This window comes from Nocardia sp. NBC_00403, from assembly GCF_036046055.1.
Taxonomy (GTDB): Bacteria; Actinomycetota; Actinomycetes; order Mycobacteriales; family Mycobacteriaceae; genus Nocardia.
On the sequence record NZ_CP107939.1, the window covers coordinates 2,064,460 to 2,080,151 of the forward strand.

The 15,692-nt window shown below is 67.2% G+C and carries 16 protein-coding genes and 1 tRNA gene; 9 read left to right on the forward strand and 8 right to left on the reverse strand.

Annotated elements, in window-relative coordinates:
- Window positions 1-455 precede the first annotated feature (455 nt).
- The 3 genes from OHQ90_RS09145 to OHQ90_RS09155 all read left to right on the forward strand — a co-directional run bounded on the left by OHQ90_RS09145 (window position 456) and on the right by OHQ90_RS09155 (window position 2,937).
- Complete coding sequence (locus tag OHQ90_RS09145; protein WP_328409079.1) at window positions 456-1,646, forward strand: NAD(P)/FAD-dependent oxidoreductase; 1,191 nt, start codon at window positions 456-458, stop codon at window positions 1,644-1,646.
- A gap of 10 nt (window positions 1,647-1,656) precedes the next feature.
- A complete protein-coding gene (locus tag OHQ90_RS09150; protein ID WP_328409081.1) occupies window positions 1,657-2,598 on the forward strand; it encodes a sigma-70 family RNA polymerase sigma factor in 942 nt (313 codons plus the stop codon).
- A gap of 189 nt (window positions 2,599-2,787) precedes the next feature.
- On the forward strand, window positions 2,788-2,937 hold the full coding sequence (locus OHQ90_RS09155; RefSeq protein WP_328409082.1) for a hypothetical protein: 150 nt from the start codon (window positions 2,788-2,790) through the stop codon (window positions 2,935-2,937).
- Window positions 2,938-2,974: 37 nt separating this feature from the next.
- Here the strand turns inward: OHQ90_RS09155 and OHQ90_RS09160 are convergent.
- The 4 genes from OHQ90_RS09160 to OHQ90_RS09175 form a co-directional block, all read right to left on the reverse strand.
- A tRNA-Arg gene (locus tag OHQ90_RS09160) sits at window positions 2,975-3,047 on the reverse strand.
- Window positions 3,048-3,315: 268 nt separating this feature from the next.
- Window positions 3,316-4,137 carry a DUF1542 domain-containing protein gene (locus OHQ90_RS09165; protein ID WP_328409084.1) on the reverse strand — a complete coding sequence of 274 codons (822 nt, stop codon included), beginning with the start codon at window positions 4,135-4,137 and terminating at the stop codon, window positions 3,316-3,318.
- A gap of 105 nt (window positions 4,138-4,242) precedes the next feature.
- The gene (locus OHQ90_RS09170) at window positions 4,243-5,724 is read right to left on the reverse strand and encodes a flavin-containing monooxygenase (protein WP_328409086.1); all 1,482 of its coding nucleotides are present in this window, start codon (window positions 5,722-5,724) and stop codon (window positions 4,243-4,245) included.
- Window positions 5,725-5,806: 82 nt separating this feature from the next.
- On the reverse strand, window positions 5,807-6,949 hold the full coding sequence (locus tag OHQ90_RS09175) for an acyl-CoA dehydrogenase family protein (protein ID WP_328409088.1): 1,143 nt from the start codon (window positions 6,947-6,949) through the stop codon (window positions 5,807-5,809).
- A 193-nt stretch (window positions 6,950-7,142) separates the two neighbouring features.
- Between OHQ90_RS09175 and OHQ90_RS09180 the strand changes: the two genes are divergently transcribed.
- On the forward strand, window positions 7,143-8,015 hold the full coding sequence (locus OHQ90_RS09180) for a glycosyltransferase family 2 protein (RefSeq protein WP_328409090.1): 873 nt from the start codon (window positions 7,143-7,145) through the stop codon (window positions 8,013-8,015).
- Here the strand turns inward: OHQ90_RS09180 and OHQ90_RS09185 are convergent.
- Window positions 8,012-8,269: a hypothetical protein gene (locus OHQ90_RS09185; RefSeq protein ID WP_328409092.1), complete on the reverse strand. Its 258-nt coding sequence runs from the start codon at window positions 8,267-8,269 to the stop codon at window positions 8,012-8,014. The two genes, OHQ90_RS09180 and OHQ90_RS09185, sit on opposite strands and share 4 nt — an antisense overlap.
- Window positions 8,270-8,484: 215 nt before the next feature.
- On the opposite strand from OHQ90_RS09185, the gene OHQ90_RS09190 reads away from it, so the two are divergent.
- Window positions 8,485-8,880, forward strand: coding sequence for an ArsR/SmtB family transcription factor (locus tag OHQ90_RS09190; protein WP_328409094.1), 396 nt, complete (start codon window positions 8,485-8,487; stop codon window positions 8,878-8,880).
- On the opposite strand, the gene OHQ90_RS09195 is transcribed toward OHQ90_RS09190, so the two are convergent.
- Window positions 8,820-9,209 (reverse strand): hypothetical protein, encoded by a 390-nt coding sequence (locus OHQ90_RS09195; protein WP_328409096.1) that lies wholly within the window; start codon window positions 9,207-9,209, stop codon window positions 8,820-8,822. The two genes, OHQ90_RS09190 and OHQ90_RS09195, sit on opposite strands and share 61 nt — an antisense overlap.
- On the opposite strand from OHQ90_RS09195, the gene OHQ90_RS09200 reads away from it, so the two are divergent.
- Both OHQ90_RS09200 and OHQ90_RS09205 read left to right on the forward strand, forming a co-directional pair.
- Complete coding sequence (locus OHQ90_RS09200; protein WP_328409098.1) at window positions 9,210-10,184, forward strand: cation diffusion facilitator family transporter; 975 nt, start codon at window positions 9,210-9,212, stop codon at window positions 10,182-10,184.
- A gap of 153 nt (window positions 10,185-10,337) precedes the next feature.
- Window positions 10,338-11,975: a long-chain fatty acid--CoA ligase gene (locus OHQ90_RS09205; RefSeq protein ID WP_328409100.1), complete on the forward strand. Its 1,638-nt coding sequence runs from the start codon at window positions 10,338-10,340 to the stop codon at window positions 11,973-11,975.
- A gap of 66 nt (window positions 11,976-12,041) precedes the next feature.
- On the opposite strand, the gene OHQ90_RS09210 is transcribed toward OHQ90_RS09205, so the two are convergent.
- Together OHQ90_RS09210 and OHQ90_RS09215 are read right to left on the reverse strand one after the other, a co-directional pair.
- Complete coding sequence (locus OHQ90_RS09210; RefSeq protein ID WP_328409101.1) at window positions 12,042-12,434, reverse strand: SCO5389 family protein; 393 nt, start codon at window positions 12,432-12,434, stop codon at window positions 12,042-12,044.
- 69 nt (window positions 12,435-12,503) lie between these two features.
- Window positions 12,504-13,550, reverse strand: a complete 1,047-nt coding sequence (locus OHQ90_RS09215; RefSeq protein WP_328409103.1) for a nitronate monooxygenase — start codon at window positions 13,548-13,550, stop codon at window positions 12,504-12,506.
- A gap of 249 nt (window positions 13,551-13,799) precedes the next feature.
- On the opposite strand from OHQ90_RS09215, the gene OHQ90_RS09220 reads away from it, so the two are divergent.
- Both OHQ90_RS09220 and OHQ90_RS09225 read left to right on the forward strand, forming a co-directional pair.
- A complete protein-coding gene (locus OHQ90_RS09220; protein ID WP_328409105.1) occupies window positions 13,800-14,618 on the forward strand; it encodes a M23 family metallopeptidase in 819 nt (272 codons plus the stop codon).
- A gap of 74 nt (window positions 14,619-14,692) precedes the next feature.
- Window positions 14,693-15,676, forward strand: a complete 984-nt coding sequence (locus tag OHQ90_RS09225) for a DNA-binding response regulator (protein WP_328409107.1) — start codon at window positions 14,693-14,695, stop codon at window positions 15,674-15,676.
- The last annotated feature ends 16 nt before the right edge of the window (window positions 15,677-15,692 follow it).

Genomic DNA, 15,692 nt, shown 5'->3' on the forward strand with positions numbered 1-15,692 from the left:
CGATCACCCGACAGGGAAGGCTTCTGGGTACCCGGGTCGGGTGGACTGCGTACCGCACAGCTATCAGGTTACTCGCGGCTTGGCGTGGTCATGAGAGCCGTCCTTGCGCGGCGGCGATGTCCTGACTCGAAGTATCTGGCATTCGGCCTGTCGCTGACCTGCGAGATGCCAGATCTATCGAGTCCGCGTGATTGGTTTCGGCTCAATAGATCTGGCATTCGTGGATTCGCGTTGGGGTTTCCCGTGCTGCTAGGGGCGGTGTGCGGTCAAACCCCTTGCGCGGTTCGTGAGTGCAACTCGTCGATGAGGTCGAGAACCTGCTCGGGCCGGCGTGGTTCGGAATGGAGTTCGTCCGCCGATCGAGCCTCGAGGGTGATCCACGTCACTGGTTGATGCTGTCAGGAATTCGGGGGCTGTCTCGTTCAGGGAGCACGCGAACCAGACAGGAGCGAACCATGAAGCACCGCATCGTCGTCCTCGGGGCCGGATACGCCGGAGCCTTCTCCGCCGGATACCTGGCCCGCCAACTCCACTCCGACGACTTCGAGATCACCGTCGTCAACGCCGAACCCGATTTCGTCGAGCGGCTGCGCCTGCATCAGCTCGCCGCCGGGCAGGATCTCCGCCATCGGCCGCTGGCGGAGGTGTTCGCGGGCACCGGCATCCGGCTACGACTGGCGCGGGTAACCAACGTCGACGTCGAGCACCGGACTGTCACAGTCGCCGACGGCGAGGGCATCGACCGGCTCGAATACGACACCCTCCTCTACGCGCTCGGCAGCACCGCCGCCGACCACGGCGTTGCGGGCGTTGCCGAGCACGCCTTCCACGTGACAGCGCGGCCGGCCGCGCTGCGGCTGCGCGCACGCCTGGATGAGCTGGGCGAGGACGGGAATGTGCTGGTAGTCGGCGGCAATCTGACCGCGATCGAGGCTGCCACCGAGATCGCCGAATCCCGCCCAGGACTTCGGGTCAGCCTCGCCACCAGCGGCGAACTGGGCGGCTGGCTGGGCGCGAAGGCCCGCCGTCACCTGCTGCATGCCTTCGACCGGTTCGGTATCACTGTCCACGAGCACACCACCATCGAGCGCGTCGAGGCGGCGGCGGCGGTCGCCGCCGACGGCACCACTTTCGCCTCCGACGCGACCGTGTGGGCCGCCGGCTTCGCCGTCCACCCGATTGCCGCCGCCAGCGGCCTCGAGGTGGTAACCAACGGCCAGATCACGGTCGACCGTCAGATGCGGTCGGTCTCGCACCCGGATGTCTACGTTGCCGGCGACAGCGCCTTCGTCATCGGCGAGAACGGTCGGCCGTTGCCGATGTCCTGCGCTTCCGCGGGATGCACCAGCATGCAGGCGACGGCCGCGATCATCGGGGACCGGACCGGGCGCAAGATCTCGACGACCTCGCTGTCGTATGTCGGCAACCACATCAGCCTCGGCCGGAAGGACGGGATCTTCCAGCTGGTCGACGGTGACGCGCGATCGAAGTCGTGGGCGCTACGTGGCCGAACGGCCGCGCGCGTCAAGTCGAAAATCCTCGACACTGCCGCCTGGAGCCTGAGCCACCCGACCTTCGGAAAGCCGAGTCACAAGTACCGTTCGGCCACTACCCGAGAGCACTCGCCCGCCGTGGTCGCCGCATAGAGTCGTGCTCATGGACACTGCCACGGTGGCGCGTTTCGAGGCCAGCCGGAATCGGCTGGCCTCGCTCGCCTACCGTCTGCTCGGCTCGGCCGCCGACGCCGAGGACACGGTGCAGGACGCGTTCCTGCGGTGGCAGGATGCCGACCGGGAGTACGTCGAGGTGCCCGAGGCATGGCTGACCAAGATCGTCACCAACCTGGCGCTCGACCGGCTCCGTTCGGCGAAGGTGCGGCGCGAACGCGCGGTCGGCGCCTGGATGCCCGAACCGCTCCTCGACGGCGACCCGATGCTGGGCCCGGCCGACACCGTCGAGCAGCGCGAATCGGTGACCCTGGCGGTGCTGACGCTCATGGAGCGTCTGTCGCCGGTCGAGCGGGCCGTTTACGTGCTGCGCGAGGCCTTTGCGTACAGCCACGCCGAGATAGCCGAGATTCTGGGCATCACCGAGTCCGGCAGTCAGCAACACATCCACCGAGCCCGGCGTCGAATCGCCGCCGCTGGCAACGGCACTGACATCGACCATGCCTCCGCGCGCCGAATCGTCGAGGCGTTCGTCGATGCCGCCTCCTCGGGCCGGACCGAACGGCTGGTGGCGCTGCTGACCGACGACGCGACCGGTATCTCCGACGGCGCCGGGCTGGGGCTGGCCGAGAAGTTGACCCGGTACTCGACCCCGGAGCGGATCGCCGGCGCGGTGCGGGCCGGCTTCAAACCGTCCCCGGCCAAGCGGAGACTCGCCGGTGGCTCGCCCTCGATCCATGCCGTCGTGGTCAACGGCTGCCCGGCCATGCTCGCCACGCTCGACGACCGGGTCGTGGGCGTCGTGATCCTGGAGATCCGTGACGGCAAGATCGCCGGCGTGCGCGGCATCGCCGCCCCGGACCGACTCGGTCGCCTCACCGAGGAATGGCAGCGGCAGGAGCATGATGTCCCGCTGATCGAGTCCTGGTAACCGGCCGTCCGACATTCGATCTCACGTTCGTCCGTCAATTCCCGTCGAACCATTCGGCGACCGGCGGGATTGGTGGAACCGCGCGGTGCAGGAGTCCGGCGTGCCCTCCGGTCCGACTCCGCACGAACTCCGTCACACCGCAGCCCCATTGGCCAATCGCGCGGGAGCGTCCTCGAGTCCGTGCAACGGATGCTCAGGCGCTCCTCGGCATCGCTGACCTTGGACCGCTACGGGCACCTTTTCGAGGACGAACTCGATGGTGTGGCAGACCGTCTCGATGCGCACTACGTCGCCGAGTGTGGGCAAAATGTGGGCGAGACCCTCCGCGTGGCCCGCTGAGCCCGAAGTAATGGCGCTCTGACCAGCGCCGATGCTGTGCCCTCGGCAGGATTCGAACCTGCGACACCCGCTTTAGGAGAGCGGTGCTCTATCCCCTGAGCTACGAGGGCGTATCAGTGGACGTCGGGGAGTCTACCGGGTTGGGGGACGAGGTTCAGAATCGCTGGCGCGTCGGGGGCGCGGTGGGCCGGTCGTCGGTGGCAGTCGGGTGGCCCCGACCAATCCGGGCCAGCTGTCCGAACACTGCTGGCGGGGGATCGAAATCGCTGGTGCGTCGGGGTGTGACGGGCTGTCGTGGGGTGGAAGTCCGGCGGCGCGACCAGATGCCAGCTGTCCGAGCTCCGTTGTCAGGACTCACGGTTGTGTGATGCCAGGTTGTCAGAAGCCGTCGAACCCGCCGCCGTCGAACCCGCCATCCCCGCCCCAGCCCGCATCGTTTCCACCCGCGTCGTAGCCGCCTTGGTCTCCACCGCCGGTGTCGTAGCCGCTCACATCGTTGCCGGAGTCGTACCCGGCGGCATCGCTACCGCCTGCGTCGAGCCCGTCCTGATAGCCCTCGCCGTAACCACTTTCGAAGCCTTGCGCGCCGTAGCCGACCCCGGACATCCCGGAGAACAGCGACGAGAACAGCAGTGCCGAGCCGAGTCCCCAAGCGCCGCCGATCAATGCGGGCTTCCACCACGGCTCGGAATACCAGCCTGCGGGCACCGGACGTCCGGCGACTCGGCCGCCGGGATAGTAGTTCGGAGTATCCGAGGACGGGTTCGGCGATGCCGCGACCGCTCTGCCTTCGTATTCGACCGTTCGCTTTTCGGTGACCTGACCGGCCACATCCTGTCCATCGAGCGCAGGCACCGCCGGGCCGGGATCCATGCCCATGGCCGATCGGGCGGCGCGGATGTAGTACATACCCTCGAGCGCGGTCTGCTTCGCCAATCGCGCCTGCGCGGGTGTGCGCGCCTGGTCGATCTGCGAGCCTGCGGCGATCTGACGTTCGGACGCGTCCGCTAGCGCCTGCTTCGCCGCGTCGTTGCTGCCGGTCAGGATGTACACCTGGCCGCCGAGCCGTTCGATCAGCTGCCTGGCGTCGGCGGACGCGTCCGCGAGTTCGGTCGCCGCGCGCTGCTTGGTCTGCTGTGCACGTATGACGACAAATACGACGGTCAGCATGACGATCACGACGATCAGTAGCCACTCCACCGCTCGTGCCCCTTTCGCCCTCAGGGTCCAGTCAGGCCCAGTTTACTGGTGGCTTGCTGAGACCGAGCTGAGCTTTGCGGCGGGCGAGATGAGCGCGGATCAGGGTCAGTTCGACGCCGGCTCCAGGCCGGTGGCCTGGGCTTCGTCGTAATTCGCGAGGTCGAAACTCTTTGTCTTCCACCGATAGAGCGCGGTGGCGCCCGGCCAGTTGTTGGTGATGCGGCCCGCGGCGTTGCGATACCAGCTGGAGCAGAAGTTCCACGGGGTGTCCTTCAGCCGCCGTTGCAGCCATCCGTCCCAGTTCTGCTCGACGTTCGCTCGGGCCGCGAGATAGCGGCCGGGCCGGTCGCTGAGGTACTCGACGACCTGACGGATATAGCGGGCCTGGGATTCGAGCATGTAGATGATGGAACCCGAGCCGACGTTGGTGTTCGGGCCGTACATCATGAACATGTTCGGGAAGTGCGGGACCGAAAGGCCGAGGAAGGCGCGGGCGCCCTCGTCACCCCAGACGTCGGCGAGCTTGCGTCCGCCGATGCCGTAGATATTCATCGGTGCGAGGAACTCGGTTCCCTTGAATCCGGTGCCGTAGATGATCACGTCGATGGGGTGCTCCACGCCGTCCGCGGTGCGGATACCGGTCGGGGTGATCGCTTCGATCGCTGTCGTCTCCACGGCGACGTTCGACTGTGTCAGCGCGGGGAAGTACTCGTTGGAGAACAGGCCGCGCTTGCAGCCCGCCGCATAGTCGGGTGTCAGCTTCGCGCGCAGTTCGGCGTCCGATACCTGCTTGGCGCGGTGCCGGTCGGCAAGCGCGACCACGGGCGCCCTCATGGCCGGGATATCCGTCAGTGCCAGCGCGAGCACCTCGAAGATCGACCAGATGGCGAATCGTTCGGCCAGCCGGGTCGGCGGCAGATATTTGAACACGGCCTTGTGCGCCGCGCTGTACTCGACGTCGAATTTCGGCAGCACCCACGCCGCCGAGCGCTGGAACAGCGTGAGGTGGGAGACCTGCGGCTGGATGCGCGGAATGTATTGGATCGCACTGGCTCCGGTGCCGATGCAGGCCACGCGCTTGCCGGTGAGGTCGACGCTGTGGTCCCACTCGGCGGAGTGGAAGGCGGCTCCGGTGAAGGTATCGGCGCCGTGGATATTCGGCATGGCGGGACGCGAGAGCTGGCCGACAGCGGGGATGAGGATTTCCGCGGTGTGGCGTGCGCCGTCGGCGGTGCTGACGGTCCAGCTGCCGGTCTGCTCGTCGAACTCGGCATCGGTCACCTCGGTGCCGAATTCGATATGGCGCTGCAGGTCGTGCTTCCCGGCGACGCCGCGCATGTAGTCGTGGATATCGCGCTGCTCCGAAAACCGGCGCGGCCAATCGGATTTGGGCTCGAACGACCAGGAGTACAGCGGTGAAGGCACGTCGCAGGCGGCGCCGGGATAGGTGTTCTCCCGCCACACGCCGCCGAGATCGGCGGCGCGCTCCAGGATGATGAAGTCATCCACCCCGGCCCGGCGCAGCTCGAGTGCCATACCGAGCCCGGCGAACCCGGCTCCGATAATGATGATGGACGGCGTCTTCATGGCTAGAGCCTAAGTGGGCGATCAGCGGGTACGAAGGCATTCCGGGACGTCGAATCGACATTTTCGGCCACTTCGGCGGCGCTCAGCTGCCCGCGAGTTGGCGGGCGATGACGAGGCGCTGGATTTGATTGGTGCCCTCGAAGATCTGCATGACCTTGGCCTCGCGCATGTAGCGCTCCACCGGGAAGTCCTGGGTGTAGCCGTAGCCGCCGAAGACCTGGACGGCATCGGTGGTGACCTTCATGGCGGCGTCGGTGGCGATCAGCTTGGCGACGCTGGCCTGGCGTGAGTAGGGGAGTCCGGCGTCGCGGCGGCGGGCCGCGTCGAGGTAGGTGGCGCGGGCCGAATCGACCGCGGCGGCCATGTCGGCGAGCACGAAACCGAGGCCCTGGTGGTCGATGATGCGGCGGCCGAACGTAGCCCGCTCCTTGGCGTAGGCGACCGCATCGTCGAGTGCGCGCTGAGCCAGGCCGACGGCGACGGCGGAGATGCCGAGGCGGCCCGAGTCCAATGCGCTGAAGGCGATCGAAAGTCCCTGTCCCGCATCGCCGATCAGCCGGTCGGTGGGCAGCAGGGCGTCGTCGTAGGCGGCGGTGGTCGTCGGAATCCCGCGCAGCCCCATCTTCTCTTCGGGCTTGCCGAAGCTCAGCCCCTCGGTGTCGCGCGGAACCAGGAAGCAGGAGATGCCGCGCGAGCCCTCGCCGGTCCTGGCGAACAGCGAGTAGAAGTCGGCGCGGCCGCCATTGGTGATCCAGGCCTTTGTGCCGTTGATCCGGTATCCGCCGTCCACCGCGGTGGCCCGGCACCGCAACGCGGCCGCATCCGATCCGGCGTGCGCTTCGGAAAGGCTGTAAGCGCCGACGGTTTCGCCCGACAGCATCTCGGGCAGCCACCGTTGTTTCTGTGCGTCGGTACCGAAGACGAACAGCGGATGGCACGACAGGCTGTGCACGCTGACCGCGACCGCGACCGCGGCCCATCGACTCGCCAACTCCTCGAGCACCTGCAGGTACACCTCGTACGGCTGCCCACCACCGCCGAATTCCTCCGGATACGGCAGGCTCAGCAGCCCCGCCGCGCCGAGCGCGGGGAAGACCCCGTCGGGAAACGTTCCGGTCTTCTCACACTCGACCACCCGGGGCTCGAGCACCTTGTCGGCGATATCGCGAGTCAACTCGAGCAGATCCCGCGCCTCCGGCGTCGGCAGCATCCGTTCAACAGCCATGCCACCTGTTCTACCGTCCGCCCCATGGGCCTGCTCCGGGCAGCCCCGTTCCGCCGGCCCGGTCACGCGGCGGGCCGATGACGGCGGTTGCTGTCCGATTCGGGTTCGGCACGTCGCGTACGGGCGTTTGACCTGCTGATGCCCGACACGCTCGTAGGTGTGGCGATCCAGCCGAGGTGATAGGTTGCCCGGCATGTCTCGCCGCGATGAGAAGACCGTCGGCCTTGTCTTGGTTACCTACCAGAGCGCAGAGGATCTGCCGCCGTTCTTGGCGTCGCTGACGGCGGCAGTCGAGCCGCTGACGGTCGATGTCGTCGGTGTCGACAACACATCCACCGACGGGAGCGCCGGCCTTGTCGAGCAGTTCGGCGGGACAGTTATCCGCAATCGCGAGAACGTCGGCCTGTCCACCGCAATCAACCAGGGTGCAGCCGCGACGAATGCCGAATGGATCCTGGTCGCCAACCCCGATACACACCTCGCACCGGGCTCGATAGCCGCGCTTGTCGAAACCGCTCGCACTGACGACAAGATCGGCATGATCGGACCGCAGGTGACCCGGCTCGACGGGACGCACTACCCGACCGGGCGCCGGTTCCCGTCGCTCGCGGTGGGCGTCGCGCATGCGCTGCTGGGCGGTGTGTGGCCAGGCAATCCCGCCACTCGGCGGTACTTCGGTGAGCCGGTGACCGCGGTGCGCGATGTCGACTGGATCTCCGGGTGCTGCATGCTATTCCGGCGTGCGGCGTTCGACGCCGTCGGTGGGTTCGACACCCGCTATTTCCTCTACTTCGAGGAAACCAAGATGGCACTCGACATGCACCGCGCCGGGTGGCGGGTCGTGCTGGACCCCACCGTCGAGATTCGCCACCGCGAAGGCGGCAGTATGCGGTCGGCCCCGTTCCGGAAGATCCGCAGCCACCACCGCAGCGCCTTGCGGTTCTACTGCGACTACCACCAGGGCTCGCCGTGGCTGCTGTTTGCCCCGCTGGTCGCGGCGGGCCTGCTGGTGCGTGGTGCGGTGTCGGTCCTGCGGACCGCAATCACGCAACGCCTGCGTCGCTAGGTGAACGACTGCTCGGAGTGGTGAGCGGACGCCGGGTTACTGCCAGATTCCGGTTCGGCACGTAGCGTGTGGGTGTGAATTCCGTTGCGTTGCACGGGGTCTTGTTCGCGCATGGCAAGGCGTCGGCAGCACTGTTGGCGATACCGGCCTTGCTCGGGTGCGCGATGCTCGTCGGTGCGCCACACGCGCACGCGGCGGATGTGCTCGATCGCGGCTCCGCCGATGCGGCGGGCGGCCGTCGGTACTACCTGCACGTGCCGCCGCGGGATCCGGCGGGAAACCGCTGCTGGTCTATCTGCACGGGTGCTGCTGATGCAGTCCGACCATGGCCTCGATGTGCAGCGCGGCATGATGAATTTTCTGCTGGCCCACCGTCTCGGCGGCCCGGGCCGGGCGTGCGGCTGACCCGATCCGGGGTCGGGATACGCGGGGGGTATCGGAGCCCGCGTTCCTGGCTTATTATCTGCGTATGAATGCAGATAACGAGCCATTAGCTCCGCCCTTGGCGGAGGATCAGGTGGGGCTGGTTGTCGAGGTGTTCCGGATGCTGGCCGATGCGACCCGGGTGCAGGTGCTGTGGGCACTGGTCGATCGCGAGCTATCGGTCAACGACCTGGCCGGGCACATCGGGAAGCCCGCGCCGTCGGTGTCCCAGCACCTGTCCAAGCTGCGGATGGCGCGATTGGTCCGAACTCGACGGGCCGGGACGACGATCTTCTACAGCCTGGAGAACGAACACGTCCGGCAACTGGTCATGGACGCGGTCTATAACGCCGAGCACGCGGGTCCTGGTATCCCGCCGCATCACCGCAGCGTCACGGCGGTGCGCGAGTTGCCCGCAGGGGATCGGGCGGTGTCGGAATGAGCCACGAGCGCAATGGTTTCCGCTGGCGCGGACTCGACCTGCTGCACCGATACGGCCACGCCCAGAGCCCACTCGCCGGCCGAGACGGCAACGGGCACATGCACAGTGCTGCGGACGGCCACGATCACCCGCACGGCTCCGAACCTGCTCACGGCCACGCCCACGACCATGTAGAGGGCCGCGGGCACGACCACGATGTGCACGACCACGGCCATGCCCATGAGAACGGCCACGGTCACGGGCATGGCAAGGCCGTTGCGCATGACCATGACCAGGCCGGTGCGCGTGACCACGACCGTGCACAACACGGTGGCCATGGACACGAGCATGTGCACGACCATGGACACGAGCACGATCACCCGGACGGCTTACGGGGCATCCTGCGGGAGATCTTCGCCCCGCACAGCCATGACGCCGCCGACAGCGTCGATGATGCGTTGGAGGCCAGTGCGGTCGGCATTCGAGCGGTGAAGATCAGTCTCGGCGTGCTCGGGGCGACGGCGCTGGTGCAGGTGCTGATCGTTGCGATGTCCGGGTCGGTGGCGTTGGCGGCGGACACCGTTCACAACTTTTCCGACGCGTTGACCGCGGTGCCGCTGTGGATCGCGTTCGCGCTGGGGCGGCGGGCGGCCACCAGCCGCTATACCTATGGGTTCGGGCGCGCAGAGGATCTCGCGGGCCTGTTCGTGGTCGCCATGATCGCGTTGTCGGCGTTGATCGCCGGGTACGAGGCGGTGCGGCGACTGCTGGATCCGGTGCCGATCGAGCATCTCGGGTGGGTTGCCGCGGCCGGGGTGATCGGATTCCTCGGAAACGAGACGGTGGCGCTGTATCGGATCAGGGTGGGGCGGCGGATCGGTTCGGCCGCGCTTGTCGCCGACGGCCTGCATGCGCGAACCGATGGATTCACCTCGCTGGCAGTGCTTTTCGGGGTTGCCGGGATGGCGCTCGGGTTCCCGTTGGCCGATCCTGTCGTCGGACTGCTGATCACCGTCGCCATCCTCGCGGTGCTACGCACCGCCGCCCGGGATGTGTTCCGCCGCTTGATGGACGGCGTGGAACCGAATTTGGTGGCCACCGCGGAGCAGGCGCTTGTTGCCGAGCCGGGTGTGCTCGGTGTGCGCAGCCTTCGGATGCGCTGGATCGGTCATCGCCTGCACGCCGATGTGGAGTTGGACGTCGCTGCATCCACCTCTCTCGCCGATGCGCACCGGGTGGCGCACGGCGCCGAGCACACCCTCACCCACGCGGTCCCCAAGTTGGACACCGCCCTGGTCCACGCCTATCCCGCGCATTCGGGCTGACCTCGGGAAACTGATGGCAGTCGCCTATAGGTGGCGGCACAAAGTTTTCCAGCGCCACCTCGGGTGCGGCCTACCGTTGGGTAGCATCGCCGATGTGATGTGGCTCATGGTCGATATGCCGGTAGGCCAGCCACCGAAGGAAGAGGAGTTCCGATGTTGAGCACCATGCAGGACGAGCCGTTGTCGCTGGCGACGTTGCTGCGCTATGCATCGACGTTCATGGGTGATTCCACCGTGTCCACCTGGACCGGGTCCGATGTGCGCACCATGACCTATCGCGAGCTGGGGGCCGAGTCGGCCCGGCTGGCGAATGCGCTGCGCGGGTTCGGGATCGGCATCGGTGATCGTGTCGGCACGTTCATGTGGAACAACAACGAGCACATGGTCGCCTACATCGCGGTGCCCGCGATGGGGGCGGTACTGCACGCGCTCAATATCCGGCTCTTCCCCGAGCAGGTGGTCTACGTGGCCAATCACGCCGAGGACCAGGTGGTCATCGTCGATGGCACGCTGCTGCCGATGTTCGCCCAGTACCTGCCGAACCTGAAGACGGTTCGCCACGTGATCGTGGCCAACGGTGACGCCGCCGCGTTGGAGGCGCCCGCCGGGGTGCAGGTGCACTCTTACACCGAGTTGCTCGCCGCGCAGTCGGACTCCTACGACTTCCCGGTGATCGACGAACGATCCGCCGCCGCAATGTGTTACACCTCCGGCACCACCGGCGACCCGAAGGGCGTTGTGTATTCGCACCGCTCCAACTGGCTGCACGCCATGCAGGTGTGCTCGCCGAACAGCATGGGTTTCACCGAGGCCGACGATGTGCTCGCCATCGTCCCGCTGTTCCACGCCAACGCGTGGGGCCTGCCCTACGCGGCACTGATGTCCGGGGCGAATGTGCTGATGCCCGACCGTTTCCTGCAGCCGGGGCCGCTGCTGGAGCTGATGGCATCGCAAAAGCCCACCTTCGGCGCCGCCGTGCCGACCATCTGGGGTGGCGTGCTTGCCGGCCTGGCCGCGAAGCCGCAGGACATCTCGCATCTGCGAACGGTGGTGGTCGGTGGCTCGGCGGTGCCGCCGTCGATGATGCGGGCGTTCCAGGAAAAGCACGGCGTGAAGATTCTGCACGCCTGGGGCATGACCGAAACCTCGCCGCTCGGCAGCGTCGCGCATCCGCCCGCCGGCGCCACCGGTGAGCAGGAGTGGGCCTATCGCTTCACCCAGGGCCGATTCCCGGCGAACGTGCAGGCGCGGCTGGTCGCCGATGACGGCAGCGTGGTGCCCAATGATGGAGAAGCGTTGGGTGAGCTGGAGGTTCGCGGGCCCTGGATCACCGCGTCCTATTATTCGCCGGACGGGTCATCGGTCGATCCGGACAAGTTCGATGACGGTTGGCTGCGCACCGGCGATGTCGGCAAGATCAGCCCGAACGGCTACCTCACGCTGGTCGATCGGTCCAAGGACGTGATCAAGTCCGGCGGCGAGTGGATCTCCTCGGTGGACCTGGAGAACGCGGTCGTGGGTCATCCGGCCGTTGCCGAGGCCGTGGTCATCGGCGTCCCGGACGAGAAGTGGGACGAACGCCCGCTGGTCGCCATCGTGTTGCGGGAAGATGCCGAGGCCAAGCCGGAGGAGCTGCGCGAATTCCTGGCCGACAAGTTCGCCAAATGGCAACTGCCGGAACACTGGACCTTCATTGCGGAGGTGCCGAAGACCAGTGTCGGCAAGTTCGACAAGAAGCGCCTGCGTGCCCAGTACGCCGACGGCGAGCTGACGATCACCACCCTGTCCTGAGCTCACCGCAGCAGGCCCGGCGCGGGCGAAATATATTGCCGCGCCGGGCCTGTGTGATGCTGCCGATCAGCAGTTACGAAGTTCCGGGCTCTGATTGAGCAGTTGAGCGCGGGTGCCGATGAACGTGCTGTAGGTCTCGCCGCCGACCGCGGACAGCGGGAAGGCCGCGACTCGGTGACAGTTCTGGAAGGCGAGTTTCACGCCGAAGTGCCGTTCCAAGCCGCCGCGGATCGCGTCGGAGGCCATGGCACGCAGCAGTTGACCGCGCGCCACTTCGTCCGGCGGCGGAACCACGTTGTCGGCGTATTCCTCGGTGCCGGAGTGCAGTTCACCGGCCACCCGGCTGACTACCTCCCAGGCGTAGGGCAATGAATTGCGAACACATTCGACGAATTCCGCGTCGTCGACCTCGCCACGTTCGGCGCGTTCGAGTAGTGCGGTGGGAACATCGAGGGACATAGCGCTCTCCTCCGGGGATGAGGTGGATGGCGGATGCGATGCCCTAAGCATTCTAATCGAAAGTGGTTGTCAACAATCCAGGATTCGTCGTGAAAGTGCCCGTTTCAGAGCGGTTTTCGTATCGGAGGCCAGGGTGTGGACCAGTTCGCGGGCCGGTAGCTCAGAGGTGAGAGCGTGCGTCTGACCGGCCCACAGATTCACTTCCTCCGGATTGCCCGCTGCCCTCGCGGCGGCCCGCAGCGGCGCGGTGGCGAAGTGGATTTCCGGATAGGCAACCGGCGCCGTCGCGGTGTGTTCGTCCAGGAACCGGTTGCGCAGGCCGCGAGCCCGGCGACCGGTGAACGCGCGGGTCAGCATGGTCGCAGTGGTGGAGTCGACGGCGGCGCGGTGCATCGGGCTGGTGCCCGCTTCGGGGCAGCGCAGAAATGCGGTGCCGAGCTGGGCGGCGGCCGCGCCCGCGGCCAGTGTCGCCGCGATCCCCGCGCCGGTGCCGATGCCGCCGGCGGCGACCATCGGGAGTTCGACGCTGGTGGTGAGGATCTGAAGCAGCGCGAGTAGCCCCAGCGGGTCGACGTTGTCGTCGGCGACCCGGTCGACGAAGGTGGCGCGATGTCCGCCTGCCTCGGCGCCCTGAGCGATGAGCACGTCGGCCCCTGCCTCGGCCGCGATGTGCGCCTCGGCGGCGGAGGTGACCGTCACCCATGCTTCCGACCCGGCCGCGTGCAGTCGGGCGATCTCGGCGGCGGTCGGACAGCCGAAGGTGAAGGTGACCACCGCGACGGGAGCCGCGACGAGCAGTTCCAGCTTCGCGTCCCAGTCGTCGGTGTCGTACTTCGGCGTGCCGAGCTCGTGCGTCGCGCCGAGCTCGGCCAGATAGCCGGCGAAGGCGGTGGGCGGCGTCGGCGGTCCGGGAGTGAACAAGTTGACGCCGAACGGCGCGGTGGTCAGCTCGCGGGTCGCGGCGAGGCGCGCCGCGGTGTCGTCCGCGCTCAGGTAGCCGGCGGCCAGCAGGCCGAGTCCGCCCGCCGCGGATACGGCCGCGGTCAGCTCGGGAGTGGAGGGTCCGCCTGCCATCGGGGCCAGCACGATCGGGACGCGCATTTCGTCGATGATCACGGTCCCAGTGTCGCTCATCTGGACGGTTGACCCCGGCCTACCTGCGATTTCTCGAGAGAAGGTTGCGGAATGGTCACGACGGGGTAGAGTTCCCGTCACAACGGATGCCGAAACGTTACATAGTCCGGAGTTGCCAGATCGTTACAAACGGTGTGGTTCCGGCCCGGGATTCGTTGACCACCAATGTAGGTCGGAAGCTAGGACGCAGCTGTGTCGCACCATCGTGTAGGCCCCAGTTCCATAACCGTGATGAGCCTCATCGGCGACGGTGTTTCGGGTCGGCCGACGCGGCATCGCGCCGAGTCGACCACGACCGAGCGGGTGAAGGTCGCCGCAGGCGTTGCGGTCGCGGCGAGCGCGCTGCTCGGCACCGCGACCCAGGTTGCCCCGGCGATCGCAGCACCGCTGCTGCCCGGCTCCCATGACGCCGACGAAGCTTCCACTCCCATCAGTTTCAAGGGCACCGGCTCGCAACCGGTCTCGGAGGCCAGGGCCGCCGCGACTCTCGTCGCCGAGTCGCTCCCCGTGCCGCAGGTCGCGAAGCCGATTGCCGCGCCGGTCGCCGCCCCGTTCGGCATCGGCAACCTGCCGCCGGAGATCGCGGGCCCGCTGGCCCAGGTCGAGCAGATCCTGAAGGGCGCGCAGCAGCAGCTCGCGCCCGCCCCCGCGGTTCGCCCGGTCGCCGGTGCGATCAGCTCCGGATACGGCAGCCGGTGGGGCGAGTTCCACTACGGCCTCGACTTCGCCGATCAGCTCGGCGCTCCGATTCACTCGGTGAGCAACGGCACCGTCATCGAGGCCGGCCCGGCGTCGGGCTTCGGCCTGTGGGTCCGCGTGCAGCAGGACGACGGCACCGTCGCGGTCTACGGGCACGTGAACGAGATGCTGGTGCGCGAGGGGCAGCGGGTCAACGCGGGCGATGTCATCGCCACCGTCGGCAACCGCGGCAACTCGACCGGTCCGCACCTGCACCTGGAGATCTGGGACCAAGCGGGAAGCAAGATCGACCCGATGCCCTACCTGGCCTCCAAAGGTGTTCCCCTGCAGTGGGGCCCGTCGGCGCACTGATTATTGTTGCCCGGCTTGATGTTCGGCGGATCGCAAGCCTCACGCGAACACCAATCGGTCGTTAGGCTCTGGCGGTGACCGAGCTTGGCGACATCTTCGAGCCTGGATCACCGCACGGCCGCACCTACGCCGTGCTGGTGCATCATCCGCGATCGAGCCTGTCCGATATCGCCGGATATTTAGGTCTGCCAGTCGATGTGGCCGAGGCACTACTGAAAGTACTGCTCGACCTCGACGCCGCGGAATGCCTTGTCGGTCCCGACGGCCAGCTGCTGTGGGATGCGCACGCCCCGGAGTCGCTGTCGGAGGCCGAGGCTCGACGCAGGCAGCGGGACATCAACCACATGCACGCCGCCGCATCGCGACTCAGCGAGACCTTCCGATCGGTGCGCCGCTCGCCGCGCGCCAACGGCTCCGTAGTGCCGGTATTCGAGCGGCTCGAGATGCTGGCCGACTTCGAGGAGATGCAGACCGCGGCGCGCAGCAGCGTCAAGGTGATCGAGCGCGGCCCCTATCTCAGCGATATCGAACGCGAGCAGCGGCTCTTCCAGCTGAAGCGGGCCAGGATCGGTGCGGGCATCCGCTACCAAACCCTGTACCAGGACACCATTTATCAGGACCCGGAACGGCTGCGGCACGCGCTGTCCACCAATGCCAGTGGGGCACAGGCGCGCACGCTGCCCGAACCACCGTTCAAGCTGATCATCAGCGATGACGAGCGGGCCAGCCTGGTGCTGCATGCCGATGAACGGCGACCGGACCCGATGGGCCTGCGCATCAACGGTTCCGCGGCGTTGCGCCTGGCGATCAAGACCTTCGATGTGCTGTGGTCACTGGCCGCGCCGATCTCGGTGAATCCGTCGGCCGATGAACTCGACGAAAAGGACAAGGCGATCCTGACCCTGATGGGCCTCGGCGCCACCGACGACACCATTGCGCGAAGACTCGGAATGTCGCGGCGCACTGTGGTGCGCAGGACCGCCCGATTACTGGAGCGACTCGGTGCCAGCACGCGTTTTCAGGCCGGAGTGCAAGCGACGCGTCGCGGTTGGCTGTGAATTCGCTCACGGAGCT